Source organism: Cupriavidus sp. 207A1 (assembly GCF_057798955.1).
This window is the reverse complement of sequence record NZ_JBYOJO010000006.1, coordinates 219,180-233,868: the sequence shown is the minus strand read 5'-3', so window position 1 is coordinate 233,868 and position 14,689 is coordinate 219,180. Positions and strand designations below refer to the sequence as shown.

14 protein-coding genes are annotated in these 14,689 nt (G+C 67.8%); 10 read left to right on the top strand and 4 right to left on the bottom strand.

Annotated features, from left to right (window positions below):
* The first annotated feature begins 80 nt into the window (after positions 1–80).
* The 7 genes from AC3FMM_RS13435 to cobA are packed head-to-tail and all read left to right on the top strand — an operon-like array spanning position 81 to position 7,109.
* Entirely contained in the window at positions 81–854 is a 774-nt protein-coding gene (locus AC3FMM_RS13435; protein WP_115710626.1) for a sulfite exporter TauE/SafE family protein, read from the top strand.
* Between the two features lie 28 nt (positions 855–882).
* Entirely contained in the window at positions 883–2,565 is a 1,683-nt protein-coding gene (locus AC3FMM_RS13430; protein WP_116313001.1) for a nitrite/sulfite reductase, read from the top strand.
* Between the two features lie 16 nt (positions 2,566–2,581).
* Positions 2,582–3,163 carry a DUF934 domain-containing protein gene (locus tag AC3FMM_RS13425; protein ID WP_116313000.1) on the top strand — a complete coding sequence of 194 codons (582 nt, stop codon included), beginning with the start codon at positions 2,582–2,584 and terminating at the stop codon, positions 3,161–3,163.
* On the top strand, positions 3,160–3,963 hold the full coding sequence (locus AC3FMM_RS13420; protein ID WP_116312999.1) for a phosphoadenylyl-sulfate reductase: 804 nt from the start codon (positions 3,160–3,162) through the stop codon (positions 3,961–3,963). Before AC3FMM_RS13425 ends, AC3FMM_RS13420 begins: the two co-directional genes overlap by 4 nt.
* An 11-nt stretch (positions 3,964–3,974) precedes the next feature.
* Positions 3,975–4,940, top strand: coding sequence for a sulfate adenylyltransferase subunit CysD (cysD, locus tag AC3FMM_RS13415; RefSeq protein WP_488686817.1), 966 nt, complete (start codon positions 3,975–3,977; stop codon positions 4,938–4,940).
* Positions 4,941–4,965: 25 nt separating this feature from the next.
* Complete coding sequence (locus AC3FMM_RS13410; protein WP_115710618.1) at positions 4,966–6,270, top strand: sulfate adenylyltransferase subunit 1; 1,305 nt, start codon at positions 4,966–4,968, stop codon at positions 6,268–6,270.
* A gap of 38 nt (positions 6,271–6,308) precedes the next feature.
* A complete protein-coding gene (gene cobA / locus AC3FMM_RS13405; protein ID WP_414247595.1) occupies positions 6,309–7,109 on the top strand; it encodes a uroporphyrinogen-III C-methyltransferase in 801 nt (266 codons plus the stop codon).
* A gap of 83 nt (positions 7,110–7,192) precedes the next feature.
* Here the strand turns inward: cobA and AC3FMM_RS13400 are convergent, their stop codons facing one another.
* From AC3FMM_RS13400 to lptF, 3 genes are read right to left on the bottom strand one after another with little or no spacing between them, the layout of a single operon-like run.
* On the bottom strand, positions 7,193–7,591 hold the full coding sequence (locus AC3FMM_RS13400) for a sirohydrochlorin chelatase (RefSeq protein WP_116312997.1): 399 nt from the start codon (positions 7,589–7,591) through the stop codon (positions 7,193–7,195).
* An 8-nt stretch (positions 7,592–7,599) separates the two neighbouring features.
* Positions 7,600–8,778, bottom strand: a complete 1,179-nt coding sequence (lptG, locus tag AC3FMM_RS13395) for an LPS export ABC transporter permease LptG (RefSeq protein WP_488686816.1) — start codon at positions 8,776–8,778, stop codon at positions 7,600–7,602.
* Entirely contained in the window at positions 8,775–9,905 is a 1,131-nt protein-coding gene (gene lptF, locus AC3FMM_RS13390; RefSeq protein WP_115710611.1) for an LPS export ABC transporter permease LptF, read from the bottom strand. Before lptF ends, lptG begins: the two co-directional genes overlap by 4 nt.
* Positions 9,906–10,092: 187 nt before the next feature.
* On the opposite strand from lptF, the gene AC3FMM_RS13385 reads away from it, so the two are divergent.
* Genes AC3FMM_RS13385 through AC3FMM_RS13375 form a run of 3 tightly spaced genes read left to right on the top strand, consistent with a single transcriptional unit; the run spans position 10,093 to position 12,633 of the window.
* Entirely contained in the window at positions 10,093–11,643 is a 1,551-nt protein-coding gene (locus AC3FMM_RS13385) for a leucyl aminopeptidase (RefSeq protein ID WP_115710609.1), read from the top strand.
* A gap of 34 nt (positions 11,644–11,677) precedes the next feature.
* Positions 11,678–12,112, top strand: coding sequence for a DNA polymerase III subunit chi (locus AC3FMM_RS13380; RefSeq protein WP_115680995.1), 435 nt, complete (start codon positions 11,678–11,680; stop codon positions 12,110–12,112).
* Positions 12,109–12,633 carry a hypothetical protein gene (locus tag AC3FMM_RS13375; protein WP_116312994.1) on the top strand — a complete coding sequence of 175 codons (525 nt, stop codon included), beginning with the start codon at positions 12,109–12,111 and terminating at the stop codon, positions 12,631–12,633. The genes AC3FMM_RS13380 and AC3FMM_RS13375 overlap by 4 nt, the downstream gene beginning before the upstream one ends.
* 127 nt (positions 12,634–12,760) lie before the next feature.
* On the opposite strand, the gene ilvD is transcribed toward AC3FMM_RS13375, so the two are convergent.
* Positions 12,761–14,434, bottom strand: coding sequence for a dihydroxy-acid dehydratase (gene ilvD, locus AC3FMM_RS13370; RefSeq protein WP_116312993.1), 1,674 nt, complete (start codon positions 14,432–14,434; stop codon positions 12,761–12,763).
* Positions 14,435–14,689 lie beyond the last annotated feature (255 nt).

Sequence of the window (14,689 nt, the reverse complement as noted above, 5' to 3'; positions counted from 1 at the left end):
AACGGCCTGCCCTCGGTGCGCCTTCCCGCCGCGGCCAGTTCCACGGCGAGATCCGCGGGCCTCGCCACACCGAGTCCCCCATGTCCCTGGCCTATACCTTTTCCGGTCTGTTCGTAGGCGTCCTCGTCGGACTGACCGGCGTGGGAGGGGGCTCGCTGATGACACCGCTGCTGACGCTGCTGTTCGGCTTCTCGCCGGCCACCGCGGTCGGCACCGACCTGGCCTTCGCGGCCATCACCAAGGGCTTCGGCACCATCGCGCATCGCGCCCATGGCCACGTGCAGTGGCAGGTGGTGCGGCGCCTGTGCATCGGCAGCCTGCCGGCGGCCGTGGCCGCCATCCTGGTGCTGAAGAGCGCCGGCGAACTCGACGCCCGCTGGCTGCATGCGATCCGCGTGACCATCGGCGTGTCGGTGCTGCTGACGGTGCTGTCGCTGCTGTTCCGCCGCCAGATGCTGGCCTGGCTGGAACGCAACCCGCGCTTCCAGCTGCATGGCCGCAGGCAGGTGGTTGCCACCGTCATCGTCGGCGCGGTGATCGGCGTGCTGGTCACGGTCTCGTCGATCGGTGCCGGCGCGGTCGGCGCCACGCTGATCCTGCTGCTGTATCCCCAAATGAAGCCGGCCGAAGTGGCCGGCACCGACATTGCCTACGCCGTCCCGCTGACGGCGCTGGCCGGGCTGGGCCACGTGTGGCTAGGCACGGTCGACTGGAATTTGCTGCTGGCGCTGCTGGTGGGTTCGATCCCCGGCATCTGGCTGGGCGCGCAACTGTCGCGGGCGCTGCCCGAGCGGCTGGTGCGTGCCGCCCTGGCGACGACGCTGACACTCGTCGCCATCAAGCTCGTTTCCTGAATTCAACGAATACTGAACGGACCCCGCCATGTATCAGTACGACCAATATGACCAGCGTATCGTCGCCGAGCGCGTCGCCCAGTTCCGTGACCAGGTGCGCCGCCGCCTGGCGGACGAGCTGACCGAGGAAGAATTCCTGCCGCTGCGGCTGCAGAACGGCCTGTACATGCAGCGCCACGCCTACATGCTGCGCGTGGCGATCCCGTACGGCCTGCTGTCGTCGAAGCAAATGCGCAAGCTGGCCCATATCGCGCGCGAATACGACCGCGGCTACGGCCACTTCTCGACCCGCCAGAACATCCAGTACAACTGGATGGAGCTGGAGCGCGTGCCCGACGTGCTGGCCGAGCTCGCCAGCGTCGAGATGCACGCGATCCAGACCTCGGGCAACTGCGTGCGCAACATCACCACCGACCACTTCGCCGGCGTGGCGCCGGACGAGTCGGTGGATCCGCGCGTGCTGGCCGAGCTGCTGCGCCAGTGGAGCACGTTCCAGCCGGAATTCGCCTTCCTGCCGCGCAAGTTCAAGATCGCGATCTCGGCGTCGAAGGACGACCGCGCGGTGGTGCAGATGCACGACATCGGCGTCTACGCCTACAAGAATGCCGACGGCGAAACGCGCCTGCGCATCCTCGCCGGCGGCGGCCTGGGCCGTACCCCGATCCTGGGCACGATCATCAAGGACGACCTGCCGTGGCAGCACATGCTGACCTACATCGAGTCGGCCATTCGCGTGTACAACCGCTACGGACGCCGCGACAACAAGTACAAGGCCCGCATCAAGATCCTGGTGAAGGCGATCGGCGCCGACAAGTTCGCCCAGGAAGTCGAGGAAGAATGGCAGCACAGCAAGGACGGTCCGGCCACGCTGACGCAGGTCGAGTTCGACCGCGTGGCGCAGTACTTCACGCCGCCCGCGTATGAAAAGCTGGCCGACACCGACGCTTCGTACGAAAACCACCTGCTGGAAGACAAGGCGTTCGCGCGTTGGGTCAGCCGCAGCGTGCACGGCCACAAGGTGCCGGGTTACGCCGCGGTGACGCTGTCGACCAAGCCGGGCCTGGCCTCGCCCCCGGGCGACGCCACCGACGCGCAGATGGAAACCGTGGCGGACCTGGCCGACCAGTTCGGCTTCGGCGAGCTGCGCGTCGCGCACGAGCAGAACCTGGTGCTGCCGGACGTGAAGAAGCAGGACCTGTACGCGCTGTGGCAGCTGGCGAAGAAGGCCGGCCTGGCCACGCCGAACATCGGCCTGCTGACCGACATCATCGCCTGCCCCGGCGGCGATTTCTGCTCGCTGGCCAACGCCAAGTCTATCCCCATCGCGCAGGCGATCCAGGAGCGTTTCGACGACCTGGACTATGTCTATGACCTGGGCGAGATCTCGCTGAACATCTCGGGCTGCATCAACGCCTGCGGCCACCACCACGTCGGCAATATCGGCGTACTGGGCGTCGACAAGGATGGTTCCGAGTGGTACCAGGTCACGCTGGGCGGCGCGCAGGGCAACCAGACCGCGCTGGGCAAGGTGATCGGCCCGTCGTTCAGCGCCGAGGAAATGCCCGACGTGGTGAGCCGCATCATCGACACCTTCGTGGCCAACCGCATCGAAGACGAACGCTTTATCGAAACCCTGTCCCGCATCGGCATCGCCCCGTTCAAGGAGCGCGTTTATGCCGACAAGCAGCCGCGCGAGCGCGCCGAAGCCTGAGGACCGGAGACTGAACATGGCAAAGATCATTCAACTGCAACAGGACGGCGCTACCGTCGCCCCCGTCATCGTCGATGACGCCTGGACCGTGCTGCGCGGCACCGCCGAGCAGCCGCTGACCGACGAGCAGATTGCCGCGGCCGCGCAAAGCCAGGACGCGGTGCTGTTCCCGCTGTCGGTGTGGAAGGCCAACGAAGCGCTGCTGGCCGGCCGCGATGCGGCCCGCACCGGCGTGTGGCTGGCCCCGGAAGACGAGCCGGGCGATGCCGAGGCGTACTTCGCGCGCGTGGCGCTGGTGGCGGTGGACTTCCCGGTGTTCCGCGACGGGCGCGGCTTCTCGACTGCCTACCTGCTGCGCACCCGCTACCACTGGAAGGGCCAGCTGCGCGCCATCGGCGACGTGCTGCGCGACCAGCTCAACTTCATGAAGCGCTGCGGTTTCGACGCCTTCGCGGTGCGCGCCGACAAGAACATCGACGACGCCATCAAGGGCTTCACCGAGTTCACCGTGACCTACCAGGCTTCGGTGGATGAGCCGCTGCCGCTGTTCCGCCGTGCGCGGGCAGAGGTTGGCGCGCAACCGAAGGAAGCGGCATGAGCACGGTGCTGAGCGACATCGCCGTGGTCGACGCCGGTGCGGCGTCGGCGCTGCGTCCGCCTGCGCTGTGGGTTGCGCCGGAATACACCGGCAGCATCGCCGCGCTGGAGCAGAAGGAGCGCGAGCTGGGCGAGCGCCTGGCGGGCATCGCCGCGCGCTTCTTCCGCGCGCGCTTTGCCTCGAGCCTGGCGGCCGAGGACATGGTGCTGACCGACGCGATCCTGCGCGGCACCGAAGCCGTGCGCGCCGGCATCCGCGTGTTCACGCTGCAGACCGGGCGCCTGCACGCCGAGACGCTGGCAGTGCTGGACAAGGTGCAGTCGCACTACGGCTACAGCATCGAGCAGTTCACGCCGGACGCCGAGGCCGTCGAGAACTACCTGAAGAAGAATGGCCTGAACGGCTTCTACGACAGCATCGACCTGCGCAAGGAATGCTGCGGCATCCGCAAGGTCGAGCCGCTCAACCGCGCGCTGTCGCACGCCGACGCCTGGCTGACCGGCCAGCGCCGCGAGCAGGCGGTCACGCGCGCCGAGCTGCCGTTCGAGGAAATGGACGAGGCCCGCGGCATCCCCAAATTCAACCCGCTGGCGGACTGGAGCGAGGCCGAAGTGTGGGCCTACCTGAAGCGCCACGACGTGCCCATCAACGACCTGCACGCCAAGGGCTACCCGAGCATCGGCTGCGAGCCGTGTACGCGTGCCGTGCGCGCGGGCGAGGATGTCCGTGCGGGACGTTGGTGGTGGGAGAGCAAGGACTCGAAAGAGTGCGGGCTTCACGAACAGAACATCAAGCATTGAGGCCGGAAAAAATGGGCATCATGAACGACATCGCAGAAGCCACCAGCAGCGTGGCGCACCTGTTGCAAGTACAGAACGATCACCTCGACCGCCTCGAAGCCGAGTCGATCTACATCATCCGCGAGGTGGTGGCCGAGTGCCGCAACCCGGCGCTGCTGTTCTCGGGCGGCAAGGATTCGATCGTGATGCTGCACCTGGCGCTGAAGGCCTTCCGCCTGGGTGACCGCAAGATCGAGCTGCCGTTCCCGCTGGTGCATATCGACACCGGCCACAACTACCCGGAAGTGATCGCGTTCCGTGACCAGCGCGTCGCCGAACTGGGCGCGCGCCTGGTGGTGGGCCATGTGGAAGACTCGATCCAGCGCGGCACCGTGCGCCTGCGCAAGGAAACCGATTCACGCAACGCCGCGCAGGCCGTGACGCTGCTGGAAACCATCGAGGCGCACAAGTTCGACGCGCTGATGGGCGGCGCCCGCCGTGATGAAGAGAAGGCCCGCGCCAAGGAGCGCATCTTCTCGTTCCGCGACGAGTTCGGCCAGTGGGACCCCAAGGCACAGCGCCCCGAGCTGTGGAGCCTGTACAACGCCCGCATGGCGCAGGGCGAGCAGATGCGCGTGTTCCCGATCTCGAACTGGACCGAACTGGACGTGTGGCAGTACATCGCCCGCGAAAACCTGGCGCTGCCGCCGATCTACTACGCCCACCAGCGCGAAGTGGTGCGCAAGAATGGCCTGCTGGTCCCGGTCACGCCGATCACGCCGAAGCAGGACGGCGACGTCAGCGAAGTGCTGTCGGTCCGCTTCCGCACCGTCGGCGACATCAGCTGCACCTGCCCGGTGGCCAGCGTTGCCGATTCGCCGGAAGCGATCATCGCCGAGACCGCGGTGACCGAGATCACCGAGCGCGGCGCCACCCGCATGGACGACCAGACCAGCGAAGCCTCGATGGAACGCCGCAAGAAGGAAGGCTACTTCTAAGCCGCACGCAGCAAAGGATCCAGACATGACTCACCAAGCAACCCACCAAGGCCTGCTGCGCTTCATCACCGCCGGCTCGGTCGACGACGGCAAGAGCACGCTGATCGGCCGCCTGCTGTACGACAGCAAGGCCGTGCTGTCCGACCAGCTGACCGCGCTGGCCAACGCCAAGAACAAGCGCACCGCCGGCGAGCAGATCGATTTCTCGCTGCTGACCGACGGCCTGGAAGCCGAGCGCGAGCAGGGCATCACCATCGACGTGGCCTACCGTTACTTCTCGACCGCGCGCCGCAAGTTCATCATCGCGGATACGCCGGGCCACGAGCAGTACACCCGCAACATGGTCACCGGTGCGTCGACCGCGCACGCGGCCATCGTGCTGGTCGATGCCACCCGCGTGACCGTCAAGGACGGCCGTGCCGAGCTGCTGGCACAGACCAAGCGCCACTCGGCCATCCTGAAGCTGCTGGAGATCCAGCACGTGATCGTCGCCGTCAACAAGATGGACCTGGTCGACTTCAGCGAGCAGACCTTCAACGAGATCCGCGCCGCCTACGCCGAACTGGCCGAGCAACTGGGCCTGAAGGACGTGCGCTACGTGCCGGTGTCCGCGCTGCGCGGCGACAACATCGTGCATGAGAGCGATGCCATGCCGTGGTACCAGGGCGAGCCGCTGCTGCCGCTGCTGGAAGAGCTGCCGGTGGAAGAAGCCGCGCCCGAGGACGACGCCGCGCTGCGCTTCCCGGTGCAGCTGGTGATCCGCCAGGACGGTTCGCAGTCGGACGACTTCCGCGGTTATGCCGGCCGCGTCGAAGCCGGCACCGTGCGCGTCGGCCAGAAGCTGCGCGTGCTGCCCGCCAACCGCGAAGCGGTGGTGGCCGAAGTGCTGACCCCGAACGGCGCCGCGGAATCGGCCAACGTCGGCGACACGGTCACCGTGCGCCTGGCCGAGGACGTCGATGTATCACGCGGTGACATGTTCGTTGCCGCCGATGCGACCGCGGCTTCCGCCAAGAAGCTGCAGGCCGACCTGTGCTGGTTCGACGACGAGTCGCTGAACCCGTCGCGCAAGTACGTGCTCAAGCACACCACGGCCAGCGTGTTCGCGCGCGTGTCGGCGGTGGACCGCGTGCTGGACGTGCACACGCTGTCGCACGAGACCGGCCGCCACGATATCCGCCTGAACGACATCGGTTCGGTGCAGATTTCGCTGCAGAAGCCGATCGTGTGCGATGCCTACGGCGATAATCCGGCCACGGGCGCCTTCGTGCTGATCGACGAGGCGACCAACCACACGGTGGCCGCAGGCATGATCCGTGCGTTTTCCTGATCGGTAACGAACAGGAACGAGCGGACAAGGGGCAACAGATGGACAAGCAGGCGCAGAAGACCTACGGCAAGGTGTTCCTCATCGGGGCAGGCCCCGGTGCGGCAGACCTCATTACGGTGCGTGGTGCACGGCTTTTGGGCGAAGCCCAGGTGGTGCTGCACGATGCACTGGTGTCGCCGGAGATGCTGGCCTGGTGTCCGCAGGCGGAGCTGGTCGAAGTCGGCAAGCGCTGCGGCCAGCGCTCCACCGCGCAGTTGTTCATCAACCGGCAGATCGTGGATCTGGCCAGCAAGTACGAACGCGTGGTGCGCTTGAAGGGCGGCGACCCGATGCTGTTCGGGCGCGCCGACGAGGAATTGCAGGCGCTGGAAGCGGCCGGCATCGAGTACGAGGTGGTGCCGGGCATCACCGCGGCGCTGGCGGCCGCGTCGGCCATCGGCAAGCCGCTGACCAAGCGCGGCGTGTCGCGCAGCGTGGCGTTTGCCACGCAGGCCAAGGCAGCGGATGGCGAGGGCTCGCCCGATATCGAAGCCGCGGTCAAGGCCGACACGCTGGTCTACTACATGGGCCGGGACCAGGCCGCCTCGATTGCCGCGCAGCTGATCGCGCACGGCAAGCCCGCGTCGACGCCGACCTGGGTGGTGGAAGCCGCCACCACGCCGCGCCAGCGCAGCCGCGAGTTCACGCTCGGCCAGATGGCGGCCGGCGAAGCGGCGGCATGGATCGACCCGGTGCAGCCCAGCCTGCTGATGATCGGCGCCGCGCTGGCCGCGCGCGCGACCGAGGCGCCGCGCGAGGATGCGGGCGTGACTGAAGCGCGCACGCCGCGCGCTGCCTGAGCCGCAAGCGCACGCCAGAACGACAAAGCCCCGTGCCGGTACGCCGGCACGGGGCTTTTTTCATGGCCGGGGCAAGCTGCCGCTCAGGGCTGGGCGCGGTCCGTCCCGGGCAGCGACGCCATGCAATAGGCCGCGATCGCATCCAGCACCGCATCGGACTCGCCGACCGCGGCCGCGCAATGCAGCCGCATGCCGGGATGGGCCTGCCGGCACTGGTCGAGCAAGGCAGGCAAATCGCGCCGGATATGCCCGCCCTGGCCAAAGAACACCGGCACCACGGTAACCTCGGCGACGCCGCCCGCGGCGAGTTCCGCCAGCGTATCGGCCAGCAGCGGCGACATCAGTTCCAGAAATGCCAGCCGCACCTCGCAGCCGGGCAGGGCGGCAACCAGCTTCTGCTGCAGCCGCTCGAACGGCTCGCGCCAGCGCGCATCGCGCGCGCCATGCGCGAACAGGACCAGGGCGCGATCGGAAGCTGCCATGGCCGTCCTCAGTGCCGGTCCACCCAGCGCAGCGCCAGCAGCGCCAACGTCAGGTAAAGCGTGCCTGGCACCAGCGCGGAAATGATCGGCGGCCACGTATGCAGCAGGCCCACGTGCGAGAACAGCGTATTCGACAGGTGGAACGACAGCCCCAGCATGATGCCGCCGAACACCTTGACCCCGACCGCGCCGGCGCGCGCGTGCAGGTAGGCGAAGGGCAGGGCCAGCGCCACCATCACGAACAGCGTCAGCGGGTAGATCACCTTCTTCCAGAACGCGATCTCGTAGCGCTGGGTGTCCTGCTTGTTGTCGCGCAGGTGGCGGATATAGCGGAACAGGTCCAGCGTCGACATCCGCTCCGGCGTCACCAGCAGCACGGACAGGATCTGCGGGGTCAGCTCCGAATGCATGGCCACGCGCGGGAACTTGACCTGCTCGGCGCGGAAGTCCGGCGCGAGCGCGTCGCGTGCCGGCGCGCCGGGCGCGGGTTGAGCGCCCTGGGCCTGCGGCGCCAGTTCGACGAAGCGGGTCTCGCTGACGTTCTGCAGCTCCCACGACTGGCCGCCCTGGTAGCGCCCCTCCTGCGCCACGCGGATCACGCGCAGCCGGTACTGGGGGTCGAACTCGTACATGGTGATGCCGGTGATGGTCTGGTCCGGCCGCAGCCCCGCCACGTTGACGAAGCGGGTGATCTCGCCCTCGCCGGCGGCATCCTTGTCGCGGTCCTTGACCCAGACCCCGGAGCGGAAGCCCGACGACACCGTCGCGCCGATCGCCTCCAGCTTGACCTTCTGCGCATACTGCTCGGCGCGCGGGCCGATGAACTCGCCGAACAGAAAGGTCACGAGCGCCAGCGGCACCGCCAGCTTGAACAGCGAGAACAGCGCCTGGCGGGTGTTCAGGCCGGCCACGCGGAAGATGGTGTACTCGGACTGGCTGGCCAGCTGCGAGAACACATAGATCGCGCTGATCAGCACCGCGATCGGCAGCACCTCGTACACCCGCGTGGGTGCCTGCAGCAGGACGTGGAACAGCGCCACCAGCGAGGTGTACTGGGCGTTGACGTTCTCCAGCTCGTTGAGCATGTCGAAGAACACGAACAGCGACAGCACCGCGAACAGGATGAAGGCGAACACGCCATAGACCAGCCGGCCGAAATAGCGTTCGTAGACGCGCAGGATCCTCATGCCCGGCCTCCGGCAGCAGTCGCGGCATCGCGCTTGCGCAGCCCGAACACGGCGCGCCAGCCTCCCAGGCTGCGGTTCTGGCGGTAGCGGAACAGCACCAGCGCGCCCAGGAACACGGCCAGGTGGATCGGCCACCAGGCCAGCCAGAACGGAATCGAGCCGTTGCGCACCCAGGACTGCGACAGGTTGATCAGGTTGCTGTAGGTCAGGTAGATCAGCACCGCGAACACCAGCGGCGTGTAGCGGCCCAGGCGCGGGTTAACGTAGGCCAGCGGGATCGCGATCATGACGAAGTTGAAGGCCAGGATCGGCAGCGAGATGCGCCAGATCAGCTCGCCCAGGTTCTCGCGCGTGGGGTTGCGGATCAGCTCGATGGTGTCGCGGCTCTTGGGCGGCAGCTTGGCCTCGGACTCGGGCGGCTTGTTGTCCACCTTGACCGCATAGCGCTCGAACTCGACGATGCGGTAGTCGATCTGGCCGGGCGTGCCTGAGTAGCGGCGGCCATTCTCCATCACCACCAGCCGGTCGCCGTTGGGCATGGTCTCGAACTGGCCCTGGTGCGCCAGCGCCACGCCGATCTTGTCGGCCTCGGCATTGGCGACGAAGACATTGCGCGCATGCTTCATGTCGGCGTCGATGCCTTCGATGAACAGCACGTAGTTGGCCTTGGCCGGCTCGATGAAGCGGCCGGCGGCGATCATCGACATCACCCCGCGCTGCTCGAAGCGGTCGCGGAACAGCGCACTCTGCTGGTTGGCCCACGGCCACGCGAACAGGCCCAGCAGCAGCGCCAGCACGATGAAGGGCGCGGCGAACTGCAGCACCGGCTTGACCAGGTCGCGCAGCGAGATGCCGGCCGAGAACCACACCACCATTTCCGAATCCTTGTACCAGCGCGTCAGCACGATCAGGGTGGAAATGAACAGCGTCGCCGACAGCAGGATCGACAGGTAGCCGATGGTGGCCAGGCCGATCAGCATCAGCACGTCGTTGGGGCTGGCCTTGCCGTTGGCGGCCATCCCCAGGATGCGGATCACGAGCGAGGTGAGCATGAAGGTCAGCATCACCAGGAACACCGCCCCGGCGGTGTAGGCAAGCTCGCGTCGCAGGGCTTGTTGAAGGATCATGCGGGTTCGGTTCCGGGCTGCCGGCCGGAGCGGGCGATGTGCCGTGCGAGGTGCCTGGCAGAACAGCTGGCTGACGGCACAGCGTGCTGTCAACGTGACCGGGGCGTATCAGCGGCGGCAGGTCGCGGGGTAAAAATCGCGGATAATGGAGGCTTTCGTGTCTAACGAGCCCCTGGAAGGAAGCGCGATGGAATTTAGCACAAAAGCCCTGGATTGGAGCAAAGCCGGCCAAAATGGTTTCCTGGCGACCAAGACCGACTGCCTGGTGGTCGGCCTGTTCGAAGGCCAGAATCTCGGCGGCGTAGCCAAGGCCCTCGATGTGGCCACCAAGGGCTTGGTGGGACGGCTGGTCAAGCAGGGCGACTTCGAGGGCAAGCGCGGCACCCAGCTGATGCTGCACGAAGTGGCCGGCGTGGGCGCCGCGCGCGTGCTGCTGGTGGGCCTGGGCAAGGAAGCCGACTTTACGGACAAGGCCTTCGCCGATGCGGTGCGCACCGCGGTGCGTGCCTTGTCGTCCACGCGTGCGACCTCGGCGCTGTGGTGCCTGGCGCAACAGGCGCCGCAGCAGCGCGACGTATCGTGGGCCGTGATCACAACCATCACGCTGGTGCGCGAAGCCGGCTACCGCCTGCTCGAGCGCCATCCCGGACTGAAGCGCGCCAACGCCCAGAATGCGGCCAGCGGCAAGCCCAACGCCAATGACAAGTCCTCGCTGCGCAAGGTCGTGATCGCGGTCGACAGCGGCGACGCCCGCGCCGCGACCCAGGCCGCGGTGCGCGGCACCGCCATCGCCAACGGCATGGAGCTGACGCGCGACCTCGGCAACCTGCCCTCCAATATCTGCACACCGACCTACCTGGCCAATACCGCGCGCACCATCGCCAAGCGCCACAAGCTCAAGGCCGAGATCCTCGGGCGCAAGCAGATCGAGGCGCTCAACATGGGCGCGTTCCTGGCCGTGACCAAGGGCAGCGAGGAGCCGCCCCAGTTCATCGTGCTGCGCTACGACGGCGCCGGCGCCAAGCAGGCGCCGGTGGTGCTGGTGGGCAAGGGCATCACCTTCGATACCGGCGGCATCTCGCTCAAGCCGGGCGAGGGCATGGACGAGATGAAGTACGACATGTGCGGCGCCGCCTCGGTGCTGGGCACGATCCAGGCCGTGGCCGAGATGGGCCTGAAGCTCAACGTGGTCGCGGTGGTGCCCACCTGCGAGAACATGCCCAGCGGCATCGCCACCAAGCCCGGCGACGTGGTCACCAGCATGTCGGGCCAGACCATCGAGATCCTGAACACCGACGCCGAGGGTCGCCTGATCCTGTGCGATGCGCTGACCTATGTCGAGCGCTTCAAGCCGGCCGCGGTGATCGACGTCGCCACCCTGACCGGCGCCTGCATCATCGCGCTCGGCCATGTCAACAGCGGCCTGTACGCGCGCTCCGACGCGCTCGCCGACGCGCTGCTGCAGGCTGGCCGCCGCGCCATGGACGGCGCCTGGCGCATGCCGCTGGACGACGAATACCAGGACCAGCTCAAGTCCAACTTTGCCGACATGGGCAATATCGGCGGCCGCCCGGCCGGCAGCGTCACCGCAGCCTGCTTCCTGGCGCGCTTCACCGAGAAGTACGACTGGGCCCACCTGGACATCGCCGGCACCGCGTGGAAGAGCGGCGCGGCCAAGGGCGCCACCGGCCGTCCGGTGCCGCTGCTGACGCAGTTCCTGATGGACCGCGCGGCCTGAGCGCGGCGCAACGGAGCAGGAGCGGCAACCGTCCATGACGCGCATCGACTTCCATAGCAACGTGCCGGACGTGCTCGGCTATGTCTGCCGGCTGGTCCGCAAGGCCTACGGCGCCGGGCAGAAGGTGGTGATCCACGGCGCCCCGGCGCAGCTGGCTGACCTCGACGCGCGCCTGTGGACCTTCTCCCCGCTGGACTTCCTGCCGCATTGCGGGCTGGAAAGCCCCAACGCGGCGGTCACGCCGATCCTGCTGGCCGCCACCACCGAGGGCGTGCCGCACCACCAGCTGCTGATCAACCTGGCTGACGAAGCCCCGGCGCAGTTCGCCAGCTTCGAGCGGCTGATCGAGGTGGTCGGCGCCGGCGATGCCGCGCGCGAAGCCGGCCGCCAGCGCTACCGCTTCTACCGCGAACGCGGGTATCCGCTGACGCACCACGACATCGGCCAGCCCAAGGGAGACGCCGCATGAGCGAACGCACCACCTCGCGGGTGATCCCGCGGCCGGAACCGCACGACAGCATCCCGCTGCTGACCGAGGTGGTCGACCTGCCGGATGTCGACACCGAAGCCGACACTGAAGCCGACACCGAAGCGCCGGCGCAGGCGGGCGCCGCGGCGGACGACGGGGTGATCGACACCTTCGGCATGGACGATGCCGGCATGGTGATGCAGGTGGGTGACACCGGCGACGCCGCGCTGGACGACGCGATCGTGCCGGCCCAGCCCGCCGTGCAGACGGACGCCGCCACCGGCACCGGCGACGACGACCTGCGCGCGGTGCGCACCGAGCTGCTGAGCCGCGTGATGATGCGCTTTCGCACCGAATGGCCGCAGGTGGTCGCTGCCCACACCGAAGCCACGCTGCAGTCGCGGCTCGCGCCGCTGACGGCGCAGCTGGCCAGCGAGCTGACGCAGTCGCTGGAGGCGCGGCTGGTCGAGTGGCTGGACGCGACGCTGGAGGAAATGGAGAAGGCGCCGGGGGAGGATTGAGGGTTTTCTCCCCTCTCCCGCTTGCGGGAGAGGCGGGCGCCTGCCAGGGGCGACGGTACTGCAAGCGCTCTGCAAACGAAAAAGCCTGCGAGGGATCGCAGGCTTTTTGCCATCCACCGGACCGCTCTCAGTCCGTCACCGCCCCCTTGCTCGCCGTCGATGCGAGCCGCGCGAACTTCGCCAGCACCCCGCGCGTATAGCGCGGCGCCGGTGCCTTCCAGCTGGCGCGGCGCCGGGCCAGTTCTTCGTCCGCTACGTTCAGCTGCAGCAGCAACTGGTGCGCGTCGATGGTGATCGAGTCGCCCTCCTGCACCAGCGCGATGGTGCCGCCGACGTACGCCTCCGGCGCGACGTGGCCGACCACCATGCCCCAGGTGCCGCCCGAGAAGCGGCCGTCGGTGATAAAGCCGACCGACTCGCCCAGGCCCTTGCCGATGATGGCCGAGGTCGGCGCCAGCATTTCCGGCATGCCGGGGCCGCCCTTGGGGCCGAGGTAGCGCAGCACCAGGATGTCGCCGGGGTTGATGCGGTCGGCCAGGATCGCGTCCATCGCGCTCTGCTCGTCCTCGAACACGCGCGCCGGGCCGGTGATGACCGGGTTCTTCAGGCCGGTGATCTTGGCGACCGCGCCTTCCTCGGCGAGGTTGCCCTTGAGGATGGCCAGGTGGCCCTCGGCGTAGAGCGCGCGCTCGATCGGCAGGATCACGTCCTGGTCGGCGCGCGGGGCGTCGGGCACGTGCTCGAGTTCCTCGGCCAGGGTGCGGCCGGTGATGGTGATGCAGTCGCCGTGCAGCAGTCCGGCCTTGAGCAGGATCTTCATCACCTGCGGGATGCCGCCGGCGCGGTGCAGGTCGGTTGCCACGTACTGGCCCGACGGCTTGAGGTTGCAGAGTACCGGCACCTTGCGGCGGATGCGCTCGAAGTCGTCGATGGTCCATTCCACCTCGGCGGCATGCGCGATCGCCAGGTAGTGCAGCACCGCGTTGGTGGAGCCGCCAGTGGCCATGATCAGCGCCACCGCGTTCTCGATCGACTCGCGCGTGATGATGTCGCGCGGCTTGAGGTCGCGCTTGACGGCCTCGACCAGCACGCGCGCCGATTCAGCGGCGCTGTCGACCTTTTCCTGGTCCGGGTTGGCCATGGTCGACGAGTAGAGCAGCGACATTCCCAGCGCCTCGAACGAGCTGCTCATGGTGTTGGCGGTGTACATGCCGCCGCACGAGCCGGTGGACGGGCAGGCGTTCCGTTCCACCCCTTCGAAGTCTTCCTCGCTCATGCGCCCGGCGGTGAACTCGCCGACCGCCTCGAACGACGACACGATGGTCAGGTCCTTGCCCTTCCAGTGGCCGGGCTTGATGGTTCCGCCGTAGACGTAGATGCCCGGCACGTTGGTGCGCGCCAGCGCGATCATGCCGCCCGGCATGTTCTTGTCGCAGCCGCCGATCACCACCACGCCGTCCATCCACTGGCCCTGGGCCGCGGTCTCGATGCAGTCGGCGATGACCTCGCGCGAGATCAGGGAGTACTTCATGCCCTCGGTGCCCATCGACATGCCGTCGGAGATGGTCGGGGTGCCGAACACCTGCGGGTTGGCGCCGGCGGCCCGGATCGCGTCGATGGCCGCATCGGCCAGGCGCTGCAGGCCGGCATTGCACGGCGTGATGGTCGAATGCCCGTTGGCGATGCCCACCATCGGCTTGTCGAAGTCCTCCTTCTGGTAGCCGAGCGCGTAGTACATCGAGCGGTTGGGGGAGCGCGCCACGCCTTGCGTGATGTGCCGGGAGCGCTTGTTGAATGCCATGGTTGGGGTCTCCGGAATCCTTGTTCTATGCCGCCGCGCGCGCGCGGCGGGCGCTGTGATGGGGCAAGAATGACGCGTGCGTTTTGGCGTGTCAAATGGATTGTTGGGGCGCCGGAGTGCGCCGCCCGCGGCGTCCGCCTCGCGGGGCGCCGCGGGGATTTGTGACATCATTACGGGCTACGATGCGTGCGCGGGCCACGCGTTGGCATTGCCGTGCAACCTTCGCCGCACCCGCGCGTCATACCTGGCGCCGCA

Bases quoted from the DNA above. Each gene is read 5' to 3' on its own strand.
- AC3FMM_RS13435 (WP_115710626.1), top strand. From the start codon at position 81: ATGTCCCTGGCCTATACCTTTTCCGGTCTGTTCGTAGGCGTCCTCGTC.
- AC3FMM_RS13430 (WP_116313001.1), top strand. From the start codon at position 883: ATGTATCAGTACGACCAATATGACCAGCGTATCGTCGCCGAGCGCGTC.
- AC3FMM_RS13425 (WP_116313000.1), top strand. From the start codon at position 2,582: ATGGCAAAGATCATTCAACTGCAACAGGACGGCGCTACCGTCGCCCCC.
- AC3FMM_RS13420 (WP_116312999.1), top strand. From the start codon at position 3,160: ATGAGCACGGTGCTGAGCGACATCGCCGTGGTCGACGCCGGTGCGGCG.
- cysD (WP_488686817.1), top strand. From the start codon at position 3,975: ATGGGCATCATGAACGACATCGCAGAAGCCACCAGCAGCGTGGCGCAC.
- AC3FMM_RS13410 (WP_115710618.1), top strand. From the start codon at position 4,966: ATGACTCACCAAGCAACCCACCAAGGCCTGCTGCGCTTCATCACCGCC.
- cobA (WP_414247595.1), top strand. From the start codon at position 6,309: ATGGACAAGCAGGCGCAGAAGACCTACGGCAAGGTGTTCCTCATCGGG.
- AC3FMM_RS13400 (WP_116312997.1), bottom strand. From the start codon at position 7,591: ATGGCAGCTTCCGATCGCGCCCTGGTCCTGTTCGCGCATGGCGCGCGC.
- lptG (WP_488686816.1), bottom strand. From the start codon at position 8,778: ATGAGGATCCTGCGCGTCTACGAACGCTATTTCGGCCGGCTGGTCTAT.
- lptF (WP_115710611.1), bottom strand. From the start codon at position 9,905: ATGATCCTTCAACAAGCCCTGCGACGCGAGCTTGCCTACACCGCCGGG.
- AC3FMM_RS13385 (WP_115710609.1), top strand. From the start codon at position 10,093: ATGGAATTTAGCACAAAAGCCCTGGATTGGAGCAAAGCCGGCCAAAAT.
- AC3FMM_RS13380 (WP_115680995.1), top strand. From the start codon at position 11,678: ATGACGCGCATCGACTTCCATAGCAACGTGCCGGACGTGCTCGGCTAT.
- AC3FMM_RS13375 (WP_116312994.1), top strand. From the start codon at position 12,109: ATGAGCGAACGCACCACCTCGCGGGTGATCCCGCGGCCGGAACCGCAC.
- ilvD (WP_116312993.1), bottom strand. From the start codon at position 14,434: ATGGCATTCAACAAGCGCTCCCGGCACATCACGCAAGGCGTGGCGCGC.